The organism is Flavobacterium mekongense (assembly GCF_047038255.1).
Taxonomy (GTDB): domain Bacteria; phylum Bacteroidota; class Bacteroidia; order Flavobacteriales; family Flavobacteriaceae; genus Flavobacterium; species Flavobacterium mekongense.
The window spans coordinates 1,723,086-1,744,204 of sequence record NZ_CP174374.1; the positions used below are offsets into that span (position 1 = coordinate 1,723,086).

At 36.5% G+C, this 21,119-nt stretch carries 25 protein-coding genes; 6 read left to right on the forward strand and 19 right to left on the reverse strand.

All coding sequences use genetic code 11. The annotated features are described in order from the left end of the window. The first annotated feature begins 6 nt into the window (after nt 1–6). Entirely contained in the window at nt 7–1,134 is a 1,128-nt protein-coding gene (locus tag ACJG85_RS07390; protein ID WP_412476037.1) for a sensor protein KdpD, read from the forward strand. 1 nt (nt 1,135) lies between these two features. After that, complete coding sequence (locus ACJG85_RS07395) at nt 1,136–2,857, forward strand: ATP-binding protein (RefSeq protein WP_412476038.1); 1,722 nt, start codon at nt 1,136–1,138, stop codon at nt 2,855–2,857. Nucleotides 2,858–2,859: 2 nt separating this feature from the next. On the opposite strand, the gene ACJG85_RS07400 is transcribed toward ACJG85_RS07395, so the two are convergent. The 7 genes from ACJG85_RS07400 to ACJG85_RS07430 all read right to left on the reverse strand — a co-directional run bounded on the left by ACJG85_RS07400 (nt 2,860) and on the right by ACJG85_RS07430 (nt 8,096). Next, the gene (locus ACJG85_RS07400) at nt 2,860–4,287 is read right to left on the reverse strand and encodes an L-serine ammonia-lyase (RefSeq protein WP_412476039.1); all 1,428 of its coding nucleotides are present in this window, start codon (nt 4,285–4,287) and stop codon (nt 2,860–2,862) included. A 119-nt stretch (nt 4,288–4,406) separates the two neighbouring features. Continuing rightward, nucleotides 4,407–4,571: a hypothetical protein gene (locus ACJG85_RS07405; RefSeq protein ID WP_412463720.1), complete on the reverse strand. Its 165-nt coding sequence runs from the start codon at nt 4,569–4,571 to the stop codon at nt 4,407–4,409. 87 nt (nt 4,572–4,658) lie between these two features. Next, nucleotides 4,659–5,432 carry a TSUP family transporter gene (locus ACJG85_RS07410; RefSeq protein WP_412463721.1) on the reverse strand — a complete coding sequence of 258 codons (774 nt, stop codon included), beginning with the start codon at nt 5,430–5,432 and terminating at the stop codon, nt 4,659–4,661. A 3-nt stretch (nt 5,433–5,435) separates the two neighbouring features. Continuing rightward, nucleotides 5,436–6,068, reverse strand: a complete 633-nt coding sequence (gene trhA, locus ACJG85_RS07415) for a PAQR family membrane homeostasis protein TrhA (protein ID WP_409677423.1) — start codon at nt 6,066–6,068, stop codon at nt 5,436–5,438. Between the two features lie 2 nt (nt 6,069–6,070). Next, complete coding sequence (locus tag ACJG85_RS07420) at nt 6,071–6,553, reverse strand: hypothetical protein (RefSeq protein ID WP_412476040.1); 483 nt, start codon at nt 6,551–6,553, stop codon at nt 6,071–6,073. 25 nt (nt 6,554–6,578) lie between these two features. Then, nucleotides 6,579–7,556 (reverse strand): YitT family protein, encoded by a 978-nt coding sequence (locus tag ACJG85_RS07425; RefSeq protein ID WP_412476041.1) that lies wholly within the window; start codon nt 7,554–7,556, stop codon nt 6,579–6,581. A 66-nt stretch (nt 7,557–7,622) separates the two neighbouring features. After that, nucleotides 7,623–8,096, reverse strand: a complete 474-nt coding sequence (locus tag ACJG85_RS07430) for a hypothetical protein (RefSeq protein ID WP_409677417.1) — start codon at nt 8,094–8,096, stop codon at nt 7,623–7,625. A gap of 166 nt (nt 8,097–8,262) precedes the next feature. Between ACJG85_RS07430 and yaaA the strand changes: the two genes are divergently transcribed. Beyond that, on the forward strand, nt 8,263–9,021 hold the full coding sequence (gene yaaA, locus ACJG85_RS07435; protein WP_412476042.1) for a peroxide stress protein YaaA: 759 nt from the start codon (nt 8,263–8,265) through the stop codon (nt 9,019–9,021). Here yaaA and ACJG85_RS07440 read toward each other — a convergent pair whose 3' ends face one another. The 5 genes from ACJG85_RS07440 to ACJG85_RS07460 all read right to left on the reverse strand — a co-directional run bounded on the left by ACJG85_RS07440 (nt 9,022) and on the right by ACJG85_RS07460 (nt 12,163). Continuing rightward, on the reverse strand, nt 9,022–9,369 hold the full coding sequence (locus ACJG85_RS07440) for a hypothetical protein (protein WP_409677413.1): 348 nt from the start codon (nt 9,367–9,369) through the stop codon (nt 9,022–9,024). Nucleotides 9,370–9,798: 429 nt separating this feature from the next. After that, complete coding sequence (locus ACJG85_RS07445) at nt 9,799–10,368, reverse strand: anthranilate synthase component II (protein ID WP_412476043.1); 570 nt, start codon at nt 10,366–10,368, stop codon at nt 9,799–9,801. Between the two features lie 101 nt (nt 10,369–10,469). Next, nucleotides 10,470–11,036: a YceI family protein gene (locus ACJG85_RS07450; protein ID WP_409677409.1), complete on the reverse strand. Its 567-nt coding sequence runs from the start codon at nt 11,034–11,036 to the stop codon at nt 10,470–10,472. Nucleotides 11,037–11,059: 23 nt separating this feature from the next. Beyond that, entirely contained in the window at nt 11,060–11,692 is a 633-nt protein-coding gene (locus ACJG85_RS07455; protein WP_409677407.1) for an NAD(P)H-dependent oxidoreductase, read from the reverse strand. Between the two features lie 12 nt (nt 11,693–11,704). Continuing rightward, entirely contained in the window at nt 11,705–12,163 is a 459-nt protein-coding gene (locus ACJG85_RS07460; RefSeq protein WP_409677405.1) for a MarR family winged helix-turn-helix transcriptional regulator, read from the reverse strand. A 169-nt stretch (nt 12,164–12,332) separates the two neighbouring features. On the opposite strand from ACJG85_RS07460, the gene ACJG85_RS07465 reads away from it, so the two are divergent. The 3 genes from ACJG85_RS07465 to ACJG85_RS07475 are packed head-to-tail and all read left to right on the forward strand — an operon-like array spanning nt 12,333 to nt 14,626. Next, nucleotides 12,333–12,656 (forward strand): rhodanese-like domain-containing protein, encoded by a 324-nt coding sequence (locus ACJG85_RS07465; RefSeq protein ID WP_409677403.1) that lies wholly within the window; start codon nt 12,333–12,335, stop codon nt 12,654–12,656. A gap of 3 nt (nt 12,657–12,659) precedes the next feature. Beyond that, a complete protein-coding gene (locus ACJG85_RS07470; RefSeq protein ID WP_412476044.1) occupies nt 12,660–13,964 on the forward strand; it encodes an NAD(P)/FAD-dependent oxidoreductase in 1,305 nt (434 codons plus the stop codon). A gap of 2 nt (nt 13,965–13,966) precedes the next feature. Continuing rightward, a complete protein-coding gene (locus tag ACJG85_RS07475; protein ID WP_409677399.1) occupies nt 13,967–14,626 on the forward strand; it encodes a M15 family metallopeptidase in 660 nt (219 codons plus the stop codon). Here the strand turns inward: ACJG85_RS07475 and ACJG85_RS07480 are convergent. The 7 genes from ACJG85_RS07480 to tsaD form a co-directional block, all read right to left on the reverse strand. After that, complete coding sequence (locus ACJG85_RS07480) at nt 14,623–15,192, reverse strand: hypothetical protein (protein ID WP_412476045.1); 570 nt, start codon at nt 15,190–15,192, stop codon at nt 14,623–14,625. The two genes, ACJG85_RS07475 and ACJG85_RS07480, sit on opposite strands and share 4 nt — an antisense overlap. 7 nt (nt 15,193–15,199) lie before the next feature. Next, the gene (locus ACJG85_RS07485; protein WP_412476046.1) at nt 15,200–16,372 is read right to left on the reverse strand and encodes a class I SAM-dependent methyltransferase; all 1,173 of its coding nucleotides are present in this window, start codon (nt 16,370–16,372) and stop codon (nt 15,200–15,202) included. A gap of 1 nt (nt 16,373) precedes the next feature. Further along, nucleotides 16,374–17,465, reverse strand: a complete 1,092-nt coding sequence (locus ACJG85_RS07490; RefSeq protein WP_412463730.1) for an AI-2E family transporter — start codon at nt 17,463–17,465, stop codon at nt 16,374–16,376. 84 nt (nt 17,466–17,549) lie between these two features. Further along, nucleotides 17,550–18,503, reverse strand: a complete 954-nt coding sequence (locus tag ACJG85_RS07495) for a zinc metalloprotease (protein WP_409677391.1) — start codon at nt 18,501–18,503, stop codon at nt 17,550–17,552. A 152-nt stretch (nt 18,504–18,655) separates the two neighbouring features. Beyond that, complete coding sequence (locus ACJG85_RS07500) at nt 18,656–19,294, reverse strand: DUF4159 domain-containing protein (RefSeq protein WP_412476047.1); 639 nt, start codon at nt 19,292–19,294, stop codon at nt 18,656–18,658. A 20-nt stretch (nt 19,295–19,314) separates the two neighbouring features. Continuing rightward, complete coding sequence (locus ACJG85_RS07505) at nt 19,315–20,022, reverse strand: 16S rRNA (uracil(1498)-N(3))-methyltransferase (protein WP_412476048.1); 708 nt, start codon at nt 20,020–20,022, stop codon at nt 19,315–19,317. Between the two features lie 3 nt (nt 20,023–20,025). Further along, a complete protein-coding gene (gene tsaD, locus ACJG85_RS07510) occupies nt 20,026–21,048 on the reverse strand; it encodes a tRNA (adenosine(37)-N6)-threonylcarbamoyltransferase complex transferase subunit TsaD (protein WP_412463733.1) in 1,023 nt (340 codons plus the stop codon). Nucleotides 21,049–21,119 lie beyond the last annotated feature (71 nt).

Sequence of the window (21,119 nt, forward strand, 5' to 3'; positions counted from 1 at the left end):
CCAAATATGGAGCAAGAGCAACAAAATAATGCCCAACACTTTCTTGATTTAATTCAGAAATCCCGCAAAGGGAAGTTTAAAGTCTACATCGGCATGAGTGCCGGTGTGGGCAAAACGTATCGCATGCTCCAGGAAGCCCATACACTTTTAAAAAATGGTATTGATGTTAAGATTGGATATATTGAAACCCATTTTCGCAAAGAAACCCACGAATTGTTGGAAGGTTTGCCCGTAATTCCGAGAAGAAGTATTTTCTATAAAGGTAAAAATCTGGAAGAAATGGATGTGCAGGCGATTATCAATTTGCGACCAGAAGTTGTGATTGTAGATGAATTGGCACACACCAATATTGAAGGCAGCAAAAATGAAAAGCGTTGGCAAGATGTCATGGAAATATTGGATGCCGGAATCAATGTAATTTCTGCCGTAAATATCCAGCACATTGAAAGTTTGAATGAAGATGTAAAACAAATTACGAGAATAGATGTTCAAGAGCGAATTCCGGATAGCGTACTGCGATTAGCGGATGAAGTGGTCAATATCGATTTGACTTCCGAAGATTTGATTACCCGTTTGAAAGAAGGCAAAATTTACACGCAAGATAAAATTCAAGCTGCATTAAATAACTTCTTCAAAGCAGAGCAAATTTTGCAACTGCGAGAATTGGCTTTGAAGGAAGTAGCCGGACAAGTAGTCCGAAAAGTAGAAAAAGAAATTCCGAAGAATAGCGCTTTGCGACATGAAAAACTGTTAGCTTGCATTAGCAGTAACGATAAGACTGCTAAAATTGTTATTCGGAAAGCCGCAAGATTAGCCAGTTATTACAACGGAAGTTGGTATGTGTTGTATGTTGAAACGCCCAAGGAAAGTCCTAATAAAATTGCCCTAGTCAAACAACGTCATTTGATCAATAATTTCAAATTGGCTACCCAATTAGGCGCCGAAGTGATTAAAGTAGAAAGTGATAATATTACCGATGCGATGTTAAAAATTGTCGAGCAAAAGTCTATTACGACGGTTTGTATTGGGAAACCGCATTTTAATTTATTTAAAGTAATTTTGTCTACTACTATCTTCAGAAGGTTGTTGAATAGTTTGTCAAAATCAAATGTTGACCTTGTAATTCTGTCTTGATATGAAGATTAAAACAAAATTAAACCTCAGTGTAGGATTGTTATTTCTATTGATCATTATCCTTTCATTGGTGAGTGCCTTTTATATTTTTTCCATTAAAAAGGATACGCAGAACATTTTGAAGGCCAATTATATTACTTTGGAATATTCCAGAAATATGCTGTCCTCTCTAGATGAAATCAATGACAATAAGCCTGAGGCTATACAGCTTTTTGAAACCAATTTGCAAAAGCAATTGGCTAATATTACCGAGGCAGGGGAAGCCCAAGTGACTTACAGTTTGCAAAAAAGCTTTGAATTGTTAACCCAAAACACTTCAGATGAAAGAATTAAAGCCAACATTAGGCAAGATATTTTTGAGATTATGAAACTCAATATGAATGCCATAAAAGTCAAAAGTGATATTGCCAAAAAAACTGCTGAGATGGCCAATTTATGGATTGCCGTCGTAGGTACTTTTTGTTTTTTAATAGCCTTTAATTTGTTAGTCAATCTTCCCAGTAACATTGCCAATCCTATAAAAGAATTAACCTTAAGTATTAAGGAAATTGCGAATAAAAACTATTCCGAACGAGTACATTTTACCAATCATAATGAGTTTGGTGATTTAGCTAAGTCTTTCAATACTATGGCTCAAAAACTGGAAGAATATTCGAATAGCAATTTGCACAAGTTGTCCTTTGAGAAAAAGCGTTTGGAAACTTTAATCAACAATATGCATGATCCTATTATTGGGATGGATCATCAAGGTGTTGTTTTGTTTGTTAATGAAGAAGCTTTGAAGATTATCGGTTTAAAACAAGAAGAAGTCATTGGGCAATTGTCTGAAACGTTGGCTAAAAAAAATGATTTGATGAAGTCCTTGATTTTCCATGAATCGGAAAATCCTAAAGTGCCTCCGATGAAGATTTTTGCCGACGGAAAAGAGAGTTATTTCGAAAAAGAAAATATTGAGATTGTCATCACTCCTACGGGAGAAGAACAATCCATCAATATCGGAAAGGTAATCATATTGAGAAATATTACTCTTTTTAAAGAATTGGATTTTGCAAAAACCAATTTTATAGCCACCGTTTCCCATGAGTTAAAGACACCGATAGCAGCCATAAAAATGAGTTTACAATTATTGGAGAACAAGGCCACCGGAACAATCAATGATGACCAAAAACAACTGATAAGTAGCATCAAAGACGATAGTGAACGGTTGTTGAAAATTACCGGTGAATTATTGGAGTTATCCCAATTGGAAACCGGTAATATACAATTAAATATTGAAAAAAGTAATCCGTATGCAATTGTAAATTATGCTGTTGAAGCGGTAAAAACTCAAGCTGAGCAAAAGCAAATTGATTTGATAATTGACGCTGAAACGAATTTAGCTGAAGTCAAAGCCGATAGCGAGAAAACATCTTGGGTATTGATTAATTTCTTAACCAATGCCATTCGATATTCTTCAGAAAACAGTCCGGTATTTGTGAAGTTGAAACAAGACAGTAACCAAGTTGTTTTTGAAGTAACCGATAAAGGAAAAGGCATTGACAAACGTTATCAATCAAAAGTTTTTGATAAATATTTTCAAATTCCGGGTAGTCATAAATCGGGTACAGGATTAGGATTGGCCATATCCAAAGAATTTATAGAAGCCCAAAACGGAACGATTGGAGTAGAGAGCGAATTGGGATTGGGAAGTACTTTTCACTTTCGTTTAAATACAGTTTCGTAGGGTTAACAGTCCGCCATATTCACCGCTACAGCCAATCCACCTTCCGAAGTTTCTTTGTATTTAGAATTCATATCCTTTGCGGTTTGCCACATGGTATCAATTACTTTATCCAAAGGAACTTTGGCGTTTTTGGCATCGGTTTCCAAAGCCAACTCGGCAGCATTTATCGCTTTTATGGCGCCCATGGTGTTGCGTTCGATACACGGAATTTGAACCAAACCGCCTATAGGATCGCAAGTTAAGCCCAAATGATGTTCCATGGCGATTTCGGCCGCCATTAATACTTGCTCAGGAGTGCCACCCATAACTTCGCACAAAGCGCCGGCCGCCATAGCTGAAGATACGCCGATTTCGGCTTGACAACCGCCCATAGCGGCAGAAATGGTAGAGCCTTTTTTAAAGATACTGCCTATTTCTCCGGCTACCATTAGGAATTGCTTGATATGCTTTTCATCGGCTTGGTGGTTTTCAATTACCATATAATACATCAATACAGCCGGGATTACACCTGCGCTTCCGTTGGTTGGTGCGGTTACTACTCGGCCTAATGCGGCATTAACTTCGTTTACAGCGAGTGCAAAACAAGAAACCCATTTTAGGATTTGGCGGAATTTTACTTCGGTTTTGCGGATGGTTTCCAGCCATTCTTGTGGGGAATTATAGTTGGCTAAACCGATGAGGTTTTGGTGCATGTCGAATGCTCGACGACGAACGTTTAATCCGCCCGGTAAAATACCTTCAGAGTGACAGCCTATGTACATGCATTCCAACATGGTGTTCCAAATTCGAAGGAGCTCATGGTGAACTTCGGTTTCGGTACGCATAGATATTTCATTAGCGTAAACAATTTCAGAAATGGATTTGTTTTCTTTGATGGTGTACTCTAACAATTCGGCTGCATTCTGAATTTGAAACGGAAACGCACATTTGATTTCGTGCTTCTTTTTGGCATTGACACGTTCTTCTTTCACCACAAATCCACCACCAATAGAGTAGAAGGTAGATTCTATAGTTTTACCATCATTGGTGGTTGCAGTAAACGACATGCCATTAGCATGGAAGGGTAAAAAGTTTTTATTGAAAACAATGTCAGTTTCCGGATTAAACGGAATTAGCATTGTATTAGCTAAATTAATCCTGTTGGTTTTTTTAATGGCTTGGATGATGCTATCAATATTATGTACCGGTATGTACTCCGGATCTTGTCCGCTTAATCCAAGCATTACAGCATAATCTGTGGCGTGACCTTTACCCGTAAGTGACAGAGAACCGTATAAATCGACTTTAATATGGGCGACTTTACTTAACTTGTCAGCTTCTTTTAACTCGTTTAAAAAACGTTCAGCTGCACGCCATGGGCCTAAAGTATGAGAACTCGATGGTCCGACCCCAATTTTTAGCATATCAAATACCGAAATGCATTCTTCCATTACTATATCGATTTAGTTATAGCAAATATAGAGAAGTATTGTCGATTCTGAAAGCCATTTTACTGTTGTAGCCGACTCTCGAACTGATAATGGTTTTCTTTGCAAGAAGTTAGTACAAGCTAATTGTTGTTGAGCTCATCTTCTTCTTCAGACAATTCAGTGGTGTCAGCGTTGAAGTGACGGGTAACTTTTTGCTGGTCTTTTTGATTTTGTTTGACAAGATAAACAATCAAAGCTAATAGTGTTGCTGCTACTATTCCTATAATAATCCAATTGATTTCCATAATGTTGCGTTTTAATATAAAATTAAAATACTGAGATGGGATATTTGTTTCAATTGGTTTATGAAAAGGTTAAGAAAACATGCTGTTTTAAATTAATCCGGAACCTAAACCAATTGAGACAAGTATTAGTAACAAAGCAACAGTGGTTTTTATGAATTGGAGTGTTACTTTCTTTAATAATCTATTGCCAAGATAAGCACCTGATATTGCTGATAAAGTAGCGCAAATTACCAAAGGCAAATTTTCGGTAAGACCGGCTTTATTGAATTGGGTAGTGTATATGCTCAATCTGGTAATGTCAACTAAAGTAGAAACTACAACGGTTGTAGCTATAAACGCTTCCTTGGATAATCCTACTTTAATTAAAAAAGCACTTCTTAAAGCACCTTGAACTCCGGCTAACCCTCCAAAAAAACCACTCAATGCTCCGCCAACAGGTAATTTTTCTTTTCCAAATTCCAAACGGTTGAAATAGGGGATAAGATCAATACAAGCAAATACAATCAATAGAAGCGCAATGATAAATTTCACCGGATAAACGGCAATGAGTTTGTTGCCTAATGTATAGCTGAATAGGGGTTGGGTATAGGATAGATTCAAAAGTAACCACGATCCCAAAGCAGCGGCAATAACGGCAGGTATTCCGAAGCGAAAGATTACCGTTTTGTCAGCTTTATTGCCTACTAAAAATAGCTTGAAAACATTGTTGAAAAAATGAACTACACCGGTTAAGCCAATAGCAATGTTGGTTGGAAAGAAAATCATAAATACCGGGGTTAAGATTGTACCCAATCCGAAACCGGAAAAAAAGGTTAAAACAGCAACCAAGAAAGCAGTAATAGAAATGATGAATATTTCCATGGCTTACAGACTTTTACAAATGGCTATAAAATGCATTATAGTTCCGAGGAGTACAAAAACATGCCATATAGCGTGGAAGTAGGGTTTGTGACTTTTAACATAAAAGTAAACGCCTAAAGTATAGCTTAAGCCACCGCTTAAAATCCACCAAAAAACAGTTAAGGGAACATTATTGATAAGAGGTTTTATCACAAAAACAATCATCCAGCCCATTACCAAGTATAATATAACCGAAAACCATTCGAATTTATGGATAAAGAAAATTTTAAAAAGTGTACCAAAAATAACTACACTCCACATCGTGGTTAAAAAGACAAAAGCAGTTGAATGCGGGAGGTATTTAATCATCAGCGGAGTGTAAGTTCCGGCAATAAGAAAATAAATACTGATGTGGTCGGCAATTTTGAGGATGTTTTTGATTTTCTTTTCCTGAACAAAATGATATAAGGTTGATGAACTGTAAACCAATAATACACCAACAGCAAAAGCCGCAACAGCATAAAAAGCTGTCATGTCATTATTGTTGTAGGTAATGGATAAAACAACAGGCATAGCCAATACACACAGTAAAACACCTAATCCGTGCGTTAAGGCATTGGCTAATTCTTCTTGTCGGGTTTGTGCTCTTTCTTTCATAACTATGGGCAGTCAACCTTTTTTAACGGCATATTGGAATTGAATTTCAACTTAGAAATGTCTTTAAACTTAGTACTATTTTCCAATCGCTCACCATAACCTTCAACAAACTGATGATTAATCATTTTAAAGGCTATTTGGCGCTCTCGTGTTTTATTTTCTGACAGATAAACATAATCTGCTATCAGAATGTTTTTTTTCATTTTTCCTTTAAACGTTCCTTGAGAAACTTCTTTACCTTCAAAAGCATAAGTAAGTGTTCCGCTAACATTATTGTCGTCGTATTGAACTTGTAACTCAATAATGTTACCCTCTAAATTAGCCTTGTAACAATTTCCGATATGAATGGATTTTGTTTGAGTTTCTTTGTTGGGTTTAAGGTCAGGGGAGTTAATATCTTTATTTTCTTTTTTACAACTTAAAGCTGTAAAAATCAAAAACATAAATATTGTATTTTGATGAATTAGTTTAATTTTTTTAAACATTGGTTATGGTGGTGTTTTTGCTTTTCTAATGCTTTAAAGGTCTTTTTTTAATCATTCCTCCTTTAGTGTCCTTGATGCTGTTCATTACCACAAAAGCATCGGGTTCGATTTTTTCAATTTCAGTATTGAGTTTGTTCAATTCCAGACGAGTGATTACGGTATAAATGATTTCGGTTTCTTTAGTTTCTCCACGTTTGCCATAACCACGTTTGCCACTGTAAACTGTAACTCCCCGGCCCATCACTTCAATAATCATTTGTCGAATTTCGTTGCTTTTGGAGGAAACGATTGTTACTCCGATATATTCATCGATACCTTCAACAATAAAATCCAATGTCTTGGAAGCTGCCAGGTAAGTTATCATTGAGTATAATGCGACTTCAATCCCTAAAAAATAAGCTGCAGCAGAGAAGATAAGAATATTGATGATAATAATAATGTCACCTATAGTAGTCCCAAACTTTCTACTCAAGTAGATGGCCAATACTTCGGTACCATCAATAACGGCACCACCTCTTACTGATAAACCAATGCCTGCACCAAGAAAAAAGCCGCCAAAAACGGCAACCAAAAGATTGTCGTTGGTAACATTGGGAAAAGTTACAGTGGCCAAACAAACAGCTAATCCTGAAATAGCTAAAGCAGTTTTAATGGCAAAAGCTTTGCCCATGACTCGGTATCCCATTATCACAAATGGTAAATTTACCCCAATAATAAGTAAGTACAATGGTGTTTTGGTTAGAATTGAAATTAATAATGAAATACCGGTAGCGCCACCGTCTATGAAGTGGTTGGTGAGTAGAAAGCCTTTGAATCCAAAAGAAGCGGAAAAAATCCCTAAAGTAATCAATATAAAATCTTTAGAATTTCTTTTGGCTAGTATAATGAATTCACGATAGCCTTTGGCTAATTCGTACTTGGAATAGCTCTTGGTTTTGCCTCTCTTTTTGCGTGGTTTTTTTAGTATGGTTTCAATGATGATTTTTTCCCACAATGAATTCATAAGATGATTTTTTAGGTGTAGATGATTGGGTTAATTTACGATAAATAGCCGAAAACAACAAAAGGTTTACAGCGGTTTGGTTTTTATTTCTTTTGTAGATAGAGCAGAGACTTTGTTTTCTGAATTAATCGTAACCCTTAGTTCCCGTTTAAAAAGAGTCTTTTCATATTTAATGTCATACCTGAATAAATATTCATTATCTACTTCATTATAAATTACTTCTATTAGATTTAAACCTATAAATTTTCCATTTCTCAATATGATTTTACGACAAGTGGCCGAGATTTTTTCAGCAGTAGCATTAGCGATTACTTTTGGTGTTGCTTCGGTAGGAGTAAATGCCTTGAATCTGGATGTGTTACAAGCCTCTAATACTCTTTTGCCTAAGTCGTAAGCTCGAGATTTTTTGGCATTATCAACTTCTTCCGGCTTCAAAACAACAGCGGTTCTTTTTTCGGTGATTGCAGTTTCTGTCGCCCCTTTTTTTGTTTTGCAGGAGACAAGAAAAAAAATACTAAGTAAGATTAACGTTTTTCGCATACCTTTTTTTGAGTCAGCAATGTACTGTTTTCAATAGTCTAAGCCTAACAGATTAACATTTTGATAATATCAATTCTATTGATATTACTATCGAAAGTATTCATTTTTTTTACCGTCGGATTTAGAGGTCTAATTTGTATTTTTGGAATTCTTAAAAACACTTGCAATGAAAATTGTTATCTCACCGGCCAAATCGTTAAATTTCGACAAAACTTTGCCTATTGACACTTATACTGAAGCGCAGTTTTTAAAACAAGCGGCAACTATTCAAAATACTTTGAAGAAGAAAAAGCCAAGTCAATTATCGGTTTTAATGGATATATCCGAAAAATTAGCTGAACTCAATTGGCAGCGCAATCAGGATTGGCAACTTCCTTTTACGCCTGAAAATGCAAGGCCGGCTGTTTTTGCTTTTGACGGAGATGTTTATACCGGATTGGATGTTTATAGCTTGCCTGCAGAGAAACTGTCTGTATTACAAGATAAACTCCGAATTTTATCAGGGCTTTACGGTTTGCTTAGACCACTCGATTTAATGCAGGCTTATCGTTTGGAAATGGGTACGGCCATGCCGATAGGTAAAAACAAAAACCTGTATGAGTTTTGGAAGAAAACCATCACCAAAGCTTTAAACGACGAATTGCAAAACGACGAGTTGTTTCTCAATTTAGCCAGTAACGAATACTTTAGCGCTGTTGATGCTAAAGCCTTAAAAGTGCCCGTAATTACCCCTGAGTTTAAAGATTACAAAGATGGTAAGCTCAAAATGATTAGTTTTTTTGCTAAAAAAGCCAGAGGGTTGATGGTTCGCTACATTATTGATACCAATGCTGAGACCATAGATGATTTAAAAGGATTTAATTACGAAGGCTATGCTTTTGATGTTAATTTGAGTAAAGGGAATACTTTAGTTTTTACCCGATAGCTACAAATACAAGTATTCTTGGTATTCTCTAAGCGTTTCATTAGCGGCTTTACGTTGATCTCTGGCCAATTCTCTCATGGCTTCCACGCCTTTTTTAGCACAGCGTTTAACTTTGTATAATCGGGTAGAGAACGAGTGCAATTTTTCTAGGTCTTGTGGGGAAAGTTTGTTTTCGAGCTCATTGACAAAATCATTGAACTCTTTCAAAACTATTTTGTTTTCTTCATACTCGGTTTTTAAATCATCCAGCAATTCATTAATCTCTTTGCTGATGTCATTACTGATGTCTTCGCTTTTTTTGCAAAGTTCTGCGATAACTTTTTTCTCGTGATTATTGAAAAGTCCCATTTTTGTATAGTTTTGAGTTGGATGTTTTGCTTGATGTTTATCAAATTTAGGGATTTCTTTTGAAATTACGCAAAAATGTTGATAACTAAGTGGTTAGCGGTTTTTTGAGGTGCTTTTCGGTTTGAAGGGATTCGGTATAGTTAAAATCTATTATTGAAATTTAATAAATTGTTTTTCAGGATTTTGATTTTAATTATATAAAGTTAAATCTCATATAAATAATACAGCTTTAAATCGATGTTGATTTAACTGTTTTTTTAGCTTTGATTATTAAAAACCCAAGATTTTTGGCTTCAGCACGAAACTTAAAAAGGTGTTTTACTCTGTTGTGGTTTTTGGAAAGGAACTTGAAGTTTTAATTTAAAGTTAAATATTAAATCAATTACTTTAATGTGTTAATTTTCAATTTAATAGATTGTATTTGTTTTTTTATTCTTCTAACCAGTTTTTTAAAATGGTTTTACCTTCAGGTGTCAAAATGCTTTCCGGATGGAATTGCACACCTTTAACTGCATAAATGCGATGTCTTAGTGCCATAATTTCGCCGTTTTCATCTAATGCGGTAATCTCTAATGATTCAGGAAAATTTGTGTTACTCACTACCCATGAATGGTATCTGCCAACGTAAAATGATGTGGGCAGCGAGTTGAATAGGTTTTCGTTGGTTGTGGTTTGTGTTATTTTTGTTGCTACGCCGTGATATACTTTATCCAGATTGTTCAACCTTCCGCCAAAGACTTCTCCAATAGCTTGCATACCCAAACAAATCCCTAAAATACTTTTGGAAGTGCAGTAATGTTCAATAACAGTATTAAGTAATCCGGCCTCTTTGGGGATGCCCGGACCAGGCGATAAAAGGATTTTATCAAATGATTTTAAATCTTCAATTTCAAATTCATTATTTCGATAAGTGGTAACATGAGCTCCCAAGCCTTCTAAATAATGAACCAAATTGTAAGTAAAGCTATCGTAATTATCAATAACAACAATCTCTTTCATGTTCGATACATCAATTAAAGCAAAGATGGGATAATTTTAGACATAAAAAAACCTCGAAACTTACTTTCGAGGTTTTTATTTCATAACAATGTTTCCCTGAATTAAAATTGTAAGCTAACCTTTAATTCGAATTCATCGTAGATGGTTTTGTCTCCTAAACCTTCGAAGAAACTTTTAGAGCCGTATTTGATATCGTATTTAGCGCGATCTACTACTACTGTAGCAGTAGCATTATTTCCTTTAACGTTTAAGTCGAAGGTAACCGGTTTGGTGATGCCTTTGATGGTTAAATCGGCTGTAATTCCGTATACTCCGTTTCCTTTGTCAGCAATTTTTGTGAATTTCAAAGTCGCTGTTTTGAATTTGTCAGTTCCAAAGAAATCATCAGCTTTTAGGTGTCCGTCTAATTTAGCTTTCCATTCTCCGGTTAAATCAGTTGTGTTGATAGAAGTCATGTCTACCGTAAAGTTACCTCCGGCTACTTTTTGACCTTTAAAAATCAACATACCTTCTTGGAAATTAATGGTTCCGCTGTGTTCACCGGTTACTTTTTTACCAACCCAATTGATGGTACTTTTTTCAACGTTGATTTTTTTGTTTTGAGCTGTAGCTGTTGAAACTCCGAAAGCTACGAATAAGGCAAGAGCCATAGTTTTTAAATTTTTCATTGTAAGTAATTTTTAGTTATTGATTATAAATTGATAAATAATTCTTGTTCTGATTTACGCACTTTAGCGTAGTTTTGGGTGGCATCTTCTGCGTGACGGTAACCAATGGTTGCAATTAGACTGGCGTTTAAGCCTTTTTCATTAAGCCCTAAAATCTCATTTACTTTTTCCGGTTCAAAACCTTCCATAGGCGTTACGTCGATGTTTAACTCGGCTGCTGCATTCAACAAGTTGCCCAAGGCAAGGTAGGTTTGCTTGGAAGTCCAGGTGTTTTTTTGTTCAGCCGATAGCGAACTGATTTTTGATTTCATAAAGTCGCCATATCCTTGCAAAGCATCTAATGGTAAGCCTCTGGTTTCAGCCATGTTGTTTAAGTAAGCATCGATTTCAGCATCTCCAATATTGGTAACATTAGCAAATACCAAAACATGAGAAGCATCAACAATTTGCGCTTGTCCCCAAGCAGCCGGTTGCAATTGGGCTCTCAATTCAGGATTCTCAACCAAAATAACTTGGTAAGGTTGCAAGCCGTAAGAGGAAGCGCTCAATCGAATAGCATCTTTTAAGGTTTGTAAATCGGTATCCGATACTTTTTTAGTGGCATCAAATTTTTTGGTGGCATAGCGCCAATTGGCATTTTTTATAAAGTTACTCATAGCAATATGGAATTAAATTAATGTTCTGTATTTTTCTAATAAGCTATTCAAAAGGTTTAGCTCTTCCTCGGTTAGGTTGTTGGCAAATTGCTGTTCGTGTTCATCCACTTTTGGATCGAGCATTGTTAAAACATCCAAGCCTTTTTGGGTGATTAAGACTTCAATTTTACGACGGTTATCCGGACAAACTTCTCGAGTTACTAAGTCTTTCAACAATAGTTTGTCAATCAATCGAGTAGTGTTACTGTTTTTAGCCAACATACGTTCTTGGATGATACACATATTGGCCGGATTGCCTTTTTGTCCTCTCAATATGCGCAATACATTGTATTGTTCGCTTGATAAGTCGTATGGCTTGAGAATTTCGTTGAATTTGTCACTTAACACGTTTTGTGTGTAAATGATGTTTAAAATCACCTTTTTGGCATCTTTCAACGCTACATTTGATTTTATGACTTCTTCGATCTTCATAATTACTATTACAATATTTGTAGATACAAATGTAAAAACATTTTTATTTGTATATACAAATGTTTTGTTATTTTTTTGTTAATTTTTAAAAAAACCGAGTAGAATAGGGTTTTAAATGGTTTTGCCCAACAGAGAAATGCGCTATATTTGTTAAGTTAATAAAAATACTATGATCAATTTATCACAACAAGATTGGAAAGCGCAATTGGAAAGAGATCCGGATGCGGTTATTTTAGATGTCAGAACTGCTGAAGAATGCAGTGAAGGTTATATTCCCAAAGCTATCAATATAGATATTTACAAAGGACAAGGTTTTATTTATGCCGTAGACGAATTAGACAAATCCAAAAAATACTATGTATATTGTAAAGCCGGAGGACGTAGTGCACAAGCTTGTCAGATTATGAATCAAATGGGATTTGAAAACACCTATAATCTTGATGGTGGTTTTATGAATTGGAAAGGCGATGTGGCTTTTTCAAATGAAGACTAACTTATGAATATACCAGCTTCAAATAAACCCCGAGTGGTAATTATTGGTGGCGGTTTTGCCGGTATTGCTTTGGCCAAGAAATTAAGAAACAAAAACGTTCAGGTTGTTTTATTAGACAAGCACAATTACCACACCTTTCAGCCCTTGTTGTATCAAGTGGCAACAGGAGGTTTAGAAGCAGGGTCGATTGCTTATCCCATCCGAAAAGTAATTCAAGAATACCCTGATTTTTATTTCAGGTTAACAGCCATCAAAGAAATTGATACCCAAGAAAAGAAAGTCATTTCGGAGATAGGCGATTTACATTATGATTATTTGGTAATCGCCACCGGTTCTAAAACCAATTATTTCGGGAATAAGGAAATTGAGCGCAACGCCATGTCGATGAAGACAATTCCGCAATCGTTAAATATTCGCAGTTTGATTTTGGAGAATTTCGAGCAAGCGGTTTTGCAAAGGGAAGAAAGCGAAAAGAGTTTGTTAATGAACTTTGTCTTAGTTGGGGCAGGACCAACCGGTGTTGAATTAGCAGGTGCTTTAGCCGAAATGAAAAAAGCCATATTGCAAAAAGATTACCCGGATTTGGACATCTCCAAAATGGAAATCAATCTGATTCAAAGTGGCGACCGGATTTTGAACACGATGAGCGAAAAATCGTCAGCCGCTTCCGAAGCCTTTTTAACCGGTTTAGGCGTGAAAGTTTGGAAAAATTTGCGCGTGACTAATTACGACGGGCGAACGGTTACTACCAATTCCGATGTAACTTTTGAAACTGCTACCGTAATTTGGACCGCCGGAGTGCAAGGCGCAGCCATTAGAGGTTTAAAAGCAGAGGCTTTACTGGATAAAGTTGAACGCATCAGGGTGAACGAATTCAACCAAGTTAAAGGATATGAAGACATTTTTGCCATAGGTGATATCGCACTGATGGAAACGCCCGACTATCCGCAAGGACACCCCATGATGGCTCAGCCGGCCATTCAGCAAGGCCAACTTTTAGGCGATAATTTAATCAAATTGATTGGTGGTCGAATCATGACACCTTTTCAATACCACGATAAAGGTTCGATGGCAACTATAGGAAGAAACTTGGCTGTAGTAGATTTACCCAAATACCATTTTAACGGAATTTTCGCTTGGTTTGTTTGGATGTTTGTCCACTTGTTCTCTTTAATCGGTTTTAAAAATAAAGCGGTTGTTTTTATGAATTGGGTGTACAATTACATTCGTTTTGACCGTGAAGGCAGATTAATTGTACGGCCTTACAAAAAAAGAAGTTTTACCACGTTTACCAGCGATGAAATTTAACTATGAAGAAACTTATTATACTGCTGTCGGTTGTGTTTTTGGTTTCCTGTAAATCGTCTTATTTAAGCTCGAAAAAATCAGCGGTATTACTCGATATCAATCTGGAGAAAGACGACAATGCTTTTGTAAATCTGAAAAACTACAGTCATGATTTTGTCTTCGATATGAAATATGCCACAGCGGATAATTTTCTCAAAGAACAAGTCTATCCTTGCGACGAATGTTTTCTCAGGGTTAAAACCATAAAGTCGTTGTTGCAAGCCAATAAAGCATTTATAGTAAAAGGTTACCGAATTAAATTGTACGATTGTTACAGACCATTAGCCATCCAAAAAAAAATGTGGAAAATTGTACCCAATCCCACTTATGTAGCCAATCCAAAGAAAGGTTCCATTCACAATAAAGGCGGTGCGGTTGATATTACTTTGGTAGATTCCTTGGGAGTGGAATTAAATATGGGTACCGGTTTTGATTTTTTCGGTCCCGAAGCCGGACACAACTATACCAACCTCTCTCCGGAAATTTTAGCCAATCGACAATTGTTAAAAACCATAATGCTGCAATACAACTTCACATCTTTCGATTCGGAATGGTGGCATTATAATTTGGATAACAGTGCGACCGATGAGGTTTCTAATTTAAAATGGCGTTGTGAAGATTAATTCTCCAAGCATTTCAAATAATTGATAAAGTAGTTTTCAGGCTCGTATTTTACTTTGTCTATTTCTGCAATAAGTTCAGTTCTGAATGGATAATCCAGCGTTTCTCCTGCAAATTTAATCCGCATAAAGGTTACCGGTGAAGTTTTTAAATCTTCAAAATTTTCTTTGGCAAATACAAAACGCCCGGTCATAACACGATTGTTTACATTGTCTTGACCTACTAAAAGTGTACCGCAAGTTTCATCACCGATGTGAAGCAAAGTTACAATTTTACCATTACTCAATTGCAGGTGAATTTTAGAGTTATTATCAAAGCAAGCCGCTTTGATAAAGTCTTGACTTCTTAGCAGAAATTGAACTTCTAATCCCAAAATACCATTGTTATTGGTGAGCGAAAAAAAGATATTGGTCGAATTACCGGCAAAACTTCGTTCAAAAATAACATAAGCTTTGGTGGATTTGAAGGTTCCTAAACTATCGGTTAAGTTTTGGTCTATCTCACAGGGTTTTTGGGCAAAAGCTATAAAATTTAAAAGTAATAGTATCGCAATGAATAGTCTTTTCATATTTAGGTTATAATTTGCTGCAAAGTAAAACTATTTTGCGGTTATTTATATCGGTAGTAAAAAAACTATAACTATCACCACCGTCTTTGATTTTCCATTTTTTGCGAATGTTTTCTACACTATCGGGAAAATTTCTTGCCGAGATATTCGCTTTTTGACCTACTAAAATTTTCATATCTGATTTTTGATAAGCCAGAACTTGATCTACTGCAAACACTCTTCCCGGAAAATCAATCAAAGTATCCGATGTGTATAAATGAGAATGCGGATGAAGTTTTTTTATCTTAAACCGGGCTGAAATCCAATCAAATCCACCCGATTTCATGATGGCGGCGTTGGGTTCATACAAGTATTTGTATGGCTCTCCATAATCGGCTATTGCAGTCGAATTCCATTCAAAACTAAAGGTTTCGGTTCGTTTTTTGGTCAAATTAACGGTAACAATTTCAGGACTTTTTACCCAGTCTTTTTCTATAATCCACACGAGTTCTTTGACTTCGTTTTCCAAAGCCACAATGTGGATGGCTTTTACGTTTCTTAACTCACTTAAGCCTGCTGTAATATCGAGTATTGGAGCGGTTTTTATCATTAAGTTTGCAGTGAAACCAAAATAGTAATCTAATTTTTCCGGTACATTCGGTAGGCAATCTTTCAACATAAAAACCTTGCCTTTGGCTTCATTTCTTCGAGAAGGATCAATGTAAATCCAATCAAATTGAGCTTGCAGTTGGTTCAGAGTGACTTCACTATCACCCGGAATGCAATTGATATTGCTTGCTTTCAGTTGCTCAAAGTTATAACGAACTATTTCAGAGAGTGATTCATCAATTTCACAATGGATCACTTGTTTGAGTTGTTGGGCAAAGTAAAAATCATCAACACCAAAACCACCACTTAGGTCAATTAATGTTTTGCCCGAAACCAAACCCGACTTGTATTGGGCTGTTTTTTCGGATGAGGTTTGTTCTACAGAAACTTTGCTCGGATAATAAATATTTGGCGTTTGAAACCATGTGGGCAACTTATGCTCAGCCTTTTGTTTGGCTGCAATTTGTTGTAAAACCAGCGTCCAATTGACCTCTGTCATTGGGTTTTTCTGTAAAGCCAATGCACTAACATTAGTCGTAATATTTCGGTTTATAAAGTCTTGGACGACTTTTGACAGTATGGAATGATCCATGCTAAATGTCTTTGGTGAGCAATTGGATGATTTTATTTTCGGGATAAAACTCTTTCCCAAAAACCTTCAGTATGGTGTAAAACGGAATAGCGATTATCATTCCGATGATGCCAAAAAGGTAGCCTACAATCAATACTATCAAAAAGATTTCCAGCGGATGAGAGCTTACACTTTTTGAAAAAATGATAGGCGAGGTGACGTTGTTGTCTATCAATTGTACAATCCAAAAGCCAATCATTACATAAATGGTCAGTGGCAGTATTTGGGTTTGAAAGTCACTGCCCAAATTGCCTAACATGGTCAATATGGCCGCTACTACCGAAGCAATCAAAGGGCCGATATAAGGAACAATGTTTAAAATGGCGCATAGGAAAGCAATCACTACAGCATTTTGCACCCCAAAAATTAATAATACAATCAGGTATAAAACAAAGACTATGGAGAGCTGAATTAACAACCCGATAAAATAGCGTGATAATAAAGTGTAAATCTTATCAAAAGAGTTCAATATTTTTTCCTCTTGGGCGTCAGGAATTAATTTTTTGGCATTCACGATGAAAGCAACCCTGTCTTTCAAAAAAAAGAAAGTGATAAAAAGTACCGAAACTACGCCTATTCCAAAAGAACTTATTGTACCGACTACCGCATTAAAAAGGTTAGGAATAAAACTAAAATTCAACTTAGAACTGATATCGGCTTCTTTGAAAAATTGGTCTGAGTTAATATTGTGGCTTTCTAAAAAAACGACGATTTTGTTGATGAGTTCCAATAAGTTCTTTTCAATTTCAGCAGTATTCAATAGCGAAAGATTGTTGCCCTGATCTGCAATCAACGGAACAAACATCAGGATCAATCCGAATATCATCAACAAGAAAATGCTTAAAGTAGTTACAGTAGCCATAAGATGACTGAATTTGAGTCTTCTTTTTAAAAAATCAAGAATCGGATTGCCAATCAAGGTTAGGATAAAGGCAACGACCAAATAGATAATCACTGCCTGAATTTGATACAAGAAGTATAAGGCTAAAGCAGCTAATACAATTATGCCGACACCTTTTGCGATTCCCAGTGCAATTGTTTTTGAAGTGACCATGATTTTTAATTTGGTTTAAAAGTAAAAAAAAACTCGTCCGATTACGAATAACCAAACGAGTTTTTCCAATTATAAAAATAAAAATTATGGCTGTGCGAAGGAGAATCGTGCACCACCTGAAACAAAGATAGCATCAATTCTGGATTTTTGTCCGGCTGTAAACATATACATACCTCTGTCGTCTGTATAGTCCATATAGTTCATGGTCATTTCAACAGGTGTTCCGGTACAAGTGCTGTAATGAGGATAAGTTGGCACTCCGTAATTGGCTGTGTTGTGAGTAGGAGTATCTGCTACTAAGTCGCTTCCGCAGTTGGCATCACCCCAAATGTGGCGTAAGTTTAACCAGTGGCCAACTTCATGGGTAGCCGTTCTTCCTAAGTTATAAGGATAAGAAGCACCTGAATTACTGGTTACTCCAACATATTTAGAATCAACTACTACACCATCCGTAGCAGAAGCGCCTCCGGGGAATTGTGCATAACCCAAGATGCCACCGCCAATAGTACAAACCCAAAAGTTCAATTTGGTTGTTGGAGAAGTTGGGTTGATTCCGCCTTGTTTAGATTTCTTCATGGCATCTCTTGTTCCCCAAGAGGTTTTGGTTGTTGATTTTCTGATTACCTGATCTAAGACAAACGTAATTCCAACATTGGCCTTAACTCCGGAAAACAAAGCCGGTACCTGATTGAAGTCGGCATTAGCAGCATTGAAGTCAGCATTTAATACGTTAATTTGAGATTGTAATTGGGCATCAGAGATATTCTCGGCTGCTGTTCTGTACAATACATTGAAGACAACCGGAATTTCAATTTTTCCGTTTACCAAACGACCCTGTTGTATTGCGTTTTCAGTGAAAGCCTCAATTTCATTCATTTTAATGGCCAAACTTGGGTTTTCTTGTAATTGTCTTTCTAAAACTTCATGAGAAACACAAGTTCTTTTGGCTACTCTGGCATCGGTATTATTGCTTTTTTCGTCTTCTTGACAAGAAAACAGCAATAATAAAGCTGTTAATGATAAACAGATTTTTTTCATAATTCTATAAAAATTTGGTTAAATAGTTATTGCAATTTTATAGAATTACTTTTTTAAATAAAAATAATACAAAGTAAGTTTTCAACAAATCGATGAACATCACTCTTTTTTAAGAATAATGACTTCCGATAAGAAAAAAAGAAAGAAAAAGATTAATTGTTAAAGATGTAGTTTAGAATATTAGCACCCATTTTTAGGGCTTTTTCTCTAACTTCCTTGGGATTGTTGTGTACTTCAGCATCTTCCCAACCATCGCCTAAATCACATTCGTAGGTGTATAATAAAATCAGGCGATTGTCAACAAAAATGCCGTAAGCTTGTGGTCTTTTGTTGTCGTGTTCATGAATTTTTGGTAAGCCTGAAGCGAAAACATAGGGTTTTTGAAAAATGGGGTGATTAGCCGGAATTTCAACCAAATCCTGATTAGGGAAGATGCGTTTGATTTCTCTGCGAATGTATTGGTCCATCCCATAATTGTCATCGGCATGTAAAAAACCACCGGAAAGTAAATAGTTTCTCAGGTTCACAATTTCTGCATCGCTAAACACCACATTGCCGTGTCCTGTCATATGTACGAATGGGTACCCAAAAATATCAGGACTTCCGGGTTCTACTGTGGCCGGTTTTGATTTAATGTTGGTATTAATGGTTTGATTGGCAAATTTGATTAAGTTAGGTAACGATGTTGGATTAGCATACCAATCACCACCGCCATTGTACTTTAGCAAGGCTATTTCTTGAGAAAATCCCAATGAGCTTATCAAAATAAAAAGCCATCCAATTTTTTTCATAAATCTGAAATCAAAAATCGTTAATCTTCATTCTTAAATACTACACTATGGCAAGCCACTATGGCTGCGGTTTCGGTTCGTAATCGCGTTTGTCCCAAAGATACAGGAATAAAATGTTGTTCGAGCGCCAATTGGATTTCTTTAACAGAAAAATCACCTTCCGGACCAATTAAAATCAACACATCTTTTTGAATTTGCAATTCGTTTTTCAACGATTTTTTATCGGTTGTTTCACAATGCGCAATGAATTTTTGTCCGCTGAATTCTTTTTTAAGAAAGTCTTTGAAAAGAATGGCGTCGTTTAATTTAGGTAAGTAATAATGCAGTGATTGCTTCATAGCACTTTCCAAAATCTTCTGAAATCGATCAGTTTTAATCACTTTTCGCTCGGAATGGTCACAAATAATGGGTGTGATTTCCTGTATGCCTATTTCAGTGGCTTTTTCTAAAAACCATTCGTAGCGTTCGTTCATTTTGGTAGGTGCGACAGCCAAATGCAAATGGTATTTCGGTGCTTCTTGGTGTTCGAAAGTGTTGATTTTGACGGTGCATTTACTGTCGGAAGCCAACGTGATTTCAGTGGTGAATAAAAAACCCAATCCATTGGTTACGAATAAAATGTCGCCTTCTTTTTTGCGCAAGACTTTTACAATATGCTTGCTTTCTTCTTTGTCAAATACAAATGAAGTAGCTTTTTCGTTGATGTTTGGATTGTAAAATAGTTGCATGGCTTAAAATTCAATTCGGGCTTTAGACACTACAGTCGAATCGGTGAATTGATCCTGTAAATATTTTTGATAACCCACAATCCCAATCATAGCGGCATTGTCTGTAGTATACTCAAATTTCGGAATGTAAGTTTTCCAACCGTATTTGCCTTCAGCAGCTTTTAAGGTATTGCGAATGCCGGAATTGGCCGAAACTCCGCCGCCAATAGCAATTTGCTTGATACCGGTTTGCGCGACAGCCATCTTCAACTTGTCCATCAAAATCTCGATAATGATGTTTTGCACTGAAGCACAAATATCGTGTTTGTTTTCTTCTACAAAATCAGGATTAGCCTGAACATTTTTCTGAATGAAGTACAAAATTTGGGTTTTCAACCCCGAAAAACTAAAGTCCAATCCGTCTACTTTTGGTTTGGTAAAAGCGAATTTTTTCGGATTGCCTTCTTTCGCAAACTGGTCAATTAACGGGCCGCCGGGATAAGGTAAACCTAATATTTTAGCGGTTTTATCAAAAGCTTCGCCTACAGCATCATCGGTTGTTTCGCCTATAATGTCCATCGAAAAATAATCGTTCACCTGCACAATTTGGGTATGTCCACCCGAAATGGTCAACGCCAAAAACGGAAATTCGGGTTTGTCAAAACCTTCTTCGTCTATAAAATGTGCCAAAATGTGCGCTTGCATGTGGTTTATGGCTATCAGCGGAATGTTTAGCGCCATGGCTAACGATTTGGCAAAAGAACCGCCTACCAACAACGAACCCATCAAACCCGGACCTTGCGTAAAGGCTATGGCCGACAGTTGTTCTTTGGTAATGCCGGCTTTTTTCAAAGCAACGTCTATCACCGGAACGATATTTTGTTGGTGTGCCCGCGAAGCTAATTCCGGAATCACACCACCGTATTCTTCATGTATGCTTTGTCTGGCAACTACGTTCGACAACACTTTGTTGTTGCGCAAAACCGCAGCCGCAGTGTCATCGCACGAACTTTCAATGGCCAGAATAAAAACTTCTTCGGTATGCATAAAAGGCACAAATTTTGATTTATATTTGACAAGCCTACAAAAAATCAAAAGTACTGATTTTTTGCAAAGGT

What these genes read in the sequence shown, in the direction of transcription:
- ACJG85_RS07430 (WP_409677417.1), bottom strand. Translation starts at nt 8,096, where the DNA reads ATGCGAAAAACGTTAATCTTACTTAGTATTTTTTTTCTTGTCTCCTGC.
- ACJG85_RS07490 (WP_412463730.1), bottom strand. Translation starts at nt 17,465, where the DNA reads ATGGTCACTTCAAAAACAATTGCACTGGGAATCGCAAAAGGTGTCGGC.
- tsaD (WP_412463733.1), bottom strand. Translation starts at nt 21,048, where the DNA reads ATGCATACCGAAGAAGTTTTTATTCTGGCCATTGAAAGTTCGTGCGAT.
- ACJG85_RS07495 (WP_409677391.1), bottom strand. Translation starts at nt 18,503, where the DNA reads ATGAAAAAAATCTGTTTATCATTAACAGCTTTATTATTGCTGTTTTCT.
- ACJG85_RS07485 (WP_412476046.1), bottom strand. Translation starts at nt 16,372, where the DNA reads ATGGATCATTCCATACTGTCAAAAGTCGTCCAAGACTTTATAAACCGA.
- ACJG85_RS07450 (WP_409677409.1), bottom strand. Translation starts at nt 11,036, where the DNA reads ATGAAAAATTTAAAAACTATGGCTCTTGCCTTATTCGTAGCTTTCGGA.
- ACJG85_RS07425 (WP_412476041.1), bottom strand. Translation starts at nt 7,556, where the DNA reads ATGAATTCATTGTGGGAAAAAATCATCATTGAAACCATACTAAAAAAA.
- ACJG85_RS07500 (WP_412476047.1), bottom strand. Translation starts at nt 19,294, where the DNA reads ATGAAAAAAATTGGATGGCTTTTTATTTTGATAAGCTCATTGGGATTT.
- ACJG85_RS07390 (WP_412476037.1), top strand. Translation starts at nt 7, where the DNA reads ATGGAGCAAGAGCAACAAAATAATGCCCAACACTTTCTTGATTTAATT.
- ACJG85_RS07460 (WP_409677405.1), bottom strand. Translation starts at nt 12,163, where the DNA reads ATGAAGATCGAAGAAGTCATAAAATCAAATGTAGCGTTGAAAGATGCC.
- yaaA (WP_412476042.1), top strand. Translation starts at nt 8,263, where the DNA reads ATGAAAATTGTTATCTCACCGGCCAAATCGTTAAATTTCGACAAAACT.
- ACJG85_RS07405 (WP_412463720.1), bottom strand. Translation starts at nt 4,571, where the DNA reads ATGGAAATCAATTGGATTATTATAGGAATAGTAGCAGCAACACTATTA.
- ACJG85_RS07470 (WP_412476044.1), top strand. Translation starts at nt 12,660, where the DNA reads ATGAATATACCAGCTTCAAATAAACCCCGAGTGGTAATTATTGGTGGC.
- ACJG85_RS07420 (WP_412476040.1), bottom strand. Translation starts at nt 6,553, where the DNA reads ATGTTTAAAAAAATTAAACTAATTCATCAAAATACAATATTTATGTTT.
- ACJG85_RS07440 (WP_409677413.1), bottom strand. Translation starts at nt 9,369, where the DNA reads ATGGGACTTTTCAATAATCACGAGAAAAAAGTTATCGCAGAACTTTGC.
- ACJG85_RS07465 (WP_409677403.1), top strand. Translation starts at nt 12,333, where the DNA reads ATGATCAATTTATCACAACAAGATTGGAAAGCGCAATTGGAAAGAGAT.
- ACJG85_RS07395 (WP_412476038.1), top strand. Translation starts at nt 1,136, where the DNA reads ATGAAGATTAAAACAAAATTAAACCTCAGTGTAGGATTGTTATTTCTA.
- ACJG85_RS07445 (WP_412476043.1), bottom strand. Translation starts at nt 10,368, where the DNA reads ATGAAAGAGATTGTTGTTATTGATAATTACGATAGCTTTACTTACAAT.
- trhA (WP_409677423.1), bottom strand. Translation starts at nt 6,068, where the DNA reads ATGAAAGAAAGAGCACAAACCCGACAAGAAGAATTAGCCAATGCCTTA.
- ACJG85_RS07480 (WP_412476045.1), bottom strand. Translation starts at nt 15,192, where the DNA reads ATGAAAAGACTATTCATTGCGATACTATTACTTTTAAATTTTATAGCT.
- ACJG85_RS07400 (WP_412476039.1), bottom strand. Translation starts at nt 4,287, where the DNA reads ATGGAAGAATGCATTTCGGTATTTGATATGCTAAAAATTGGGGTCGGA.
- ACJG85_RS07505 (WP_412476048.1), bottom strand. Translation starts at nt 20,022, where the DNA reads ATGCAACTATTTTACAATCCAAACATCAACGAAAAAGCTACTTCATTT.
- ACJG85_RS07475 (WP_409677399.1), top strand. Translation starts at nt 13,967, where the DNA reads ATGAAGAAACTTATTATACTGCTGTCGGTTGTGTTTTTGGTTTCCTGT.
- ACJG85_RS07410 (WP_412463721.1), bottom strand. Translation starts at nt 5,432, where the DNA reads ATGGAAATATTCATCATTTCTATTACTGCTTTCTTGGTTGCTGTTTTA.
- ACJG85_RS07455 (WP_409677407.1), bottom strand. Translation starts at nt 11,692, where the DNA reads ATGAGTAACTTTATAAAAAATGCCAATTGGCGCTATGCCACCAAAAAA.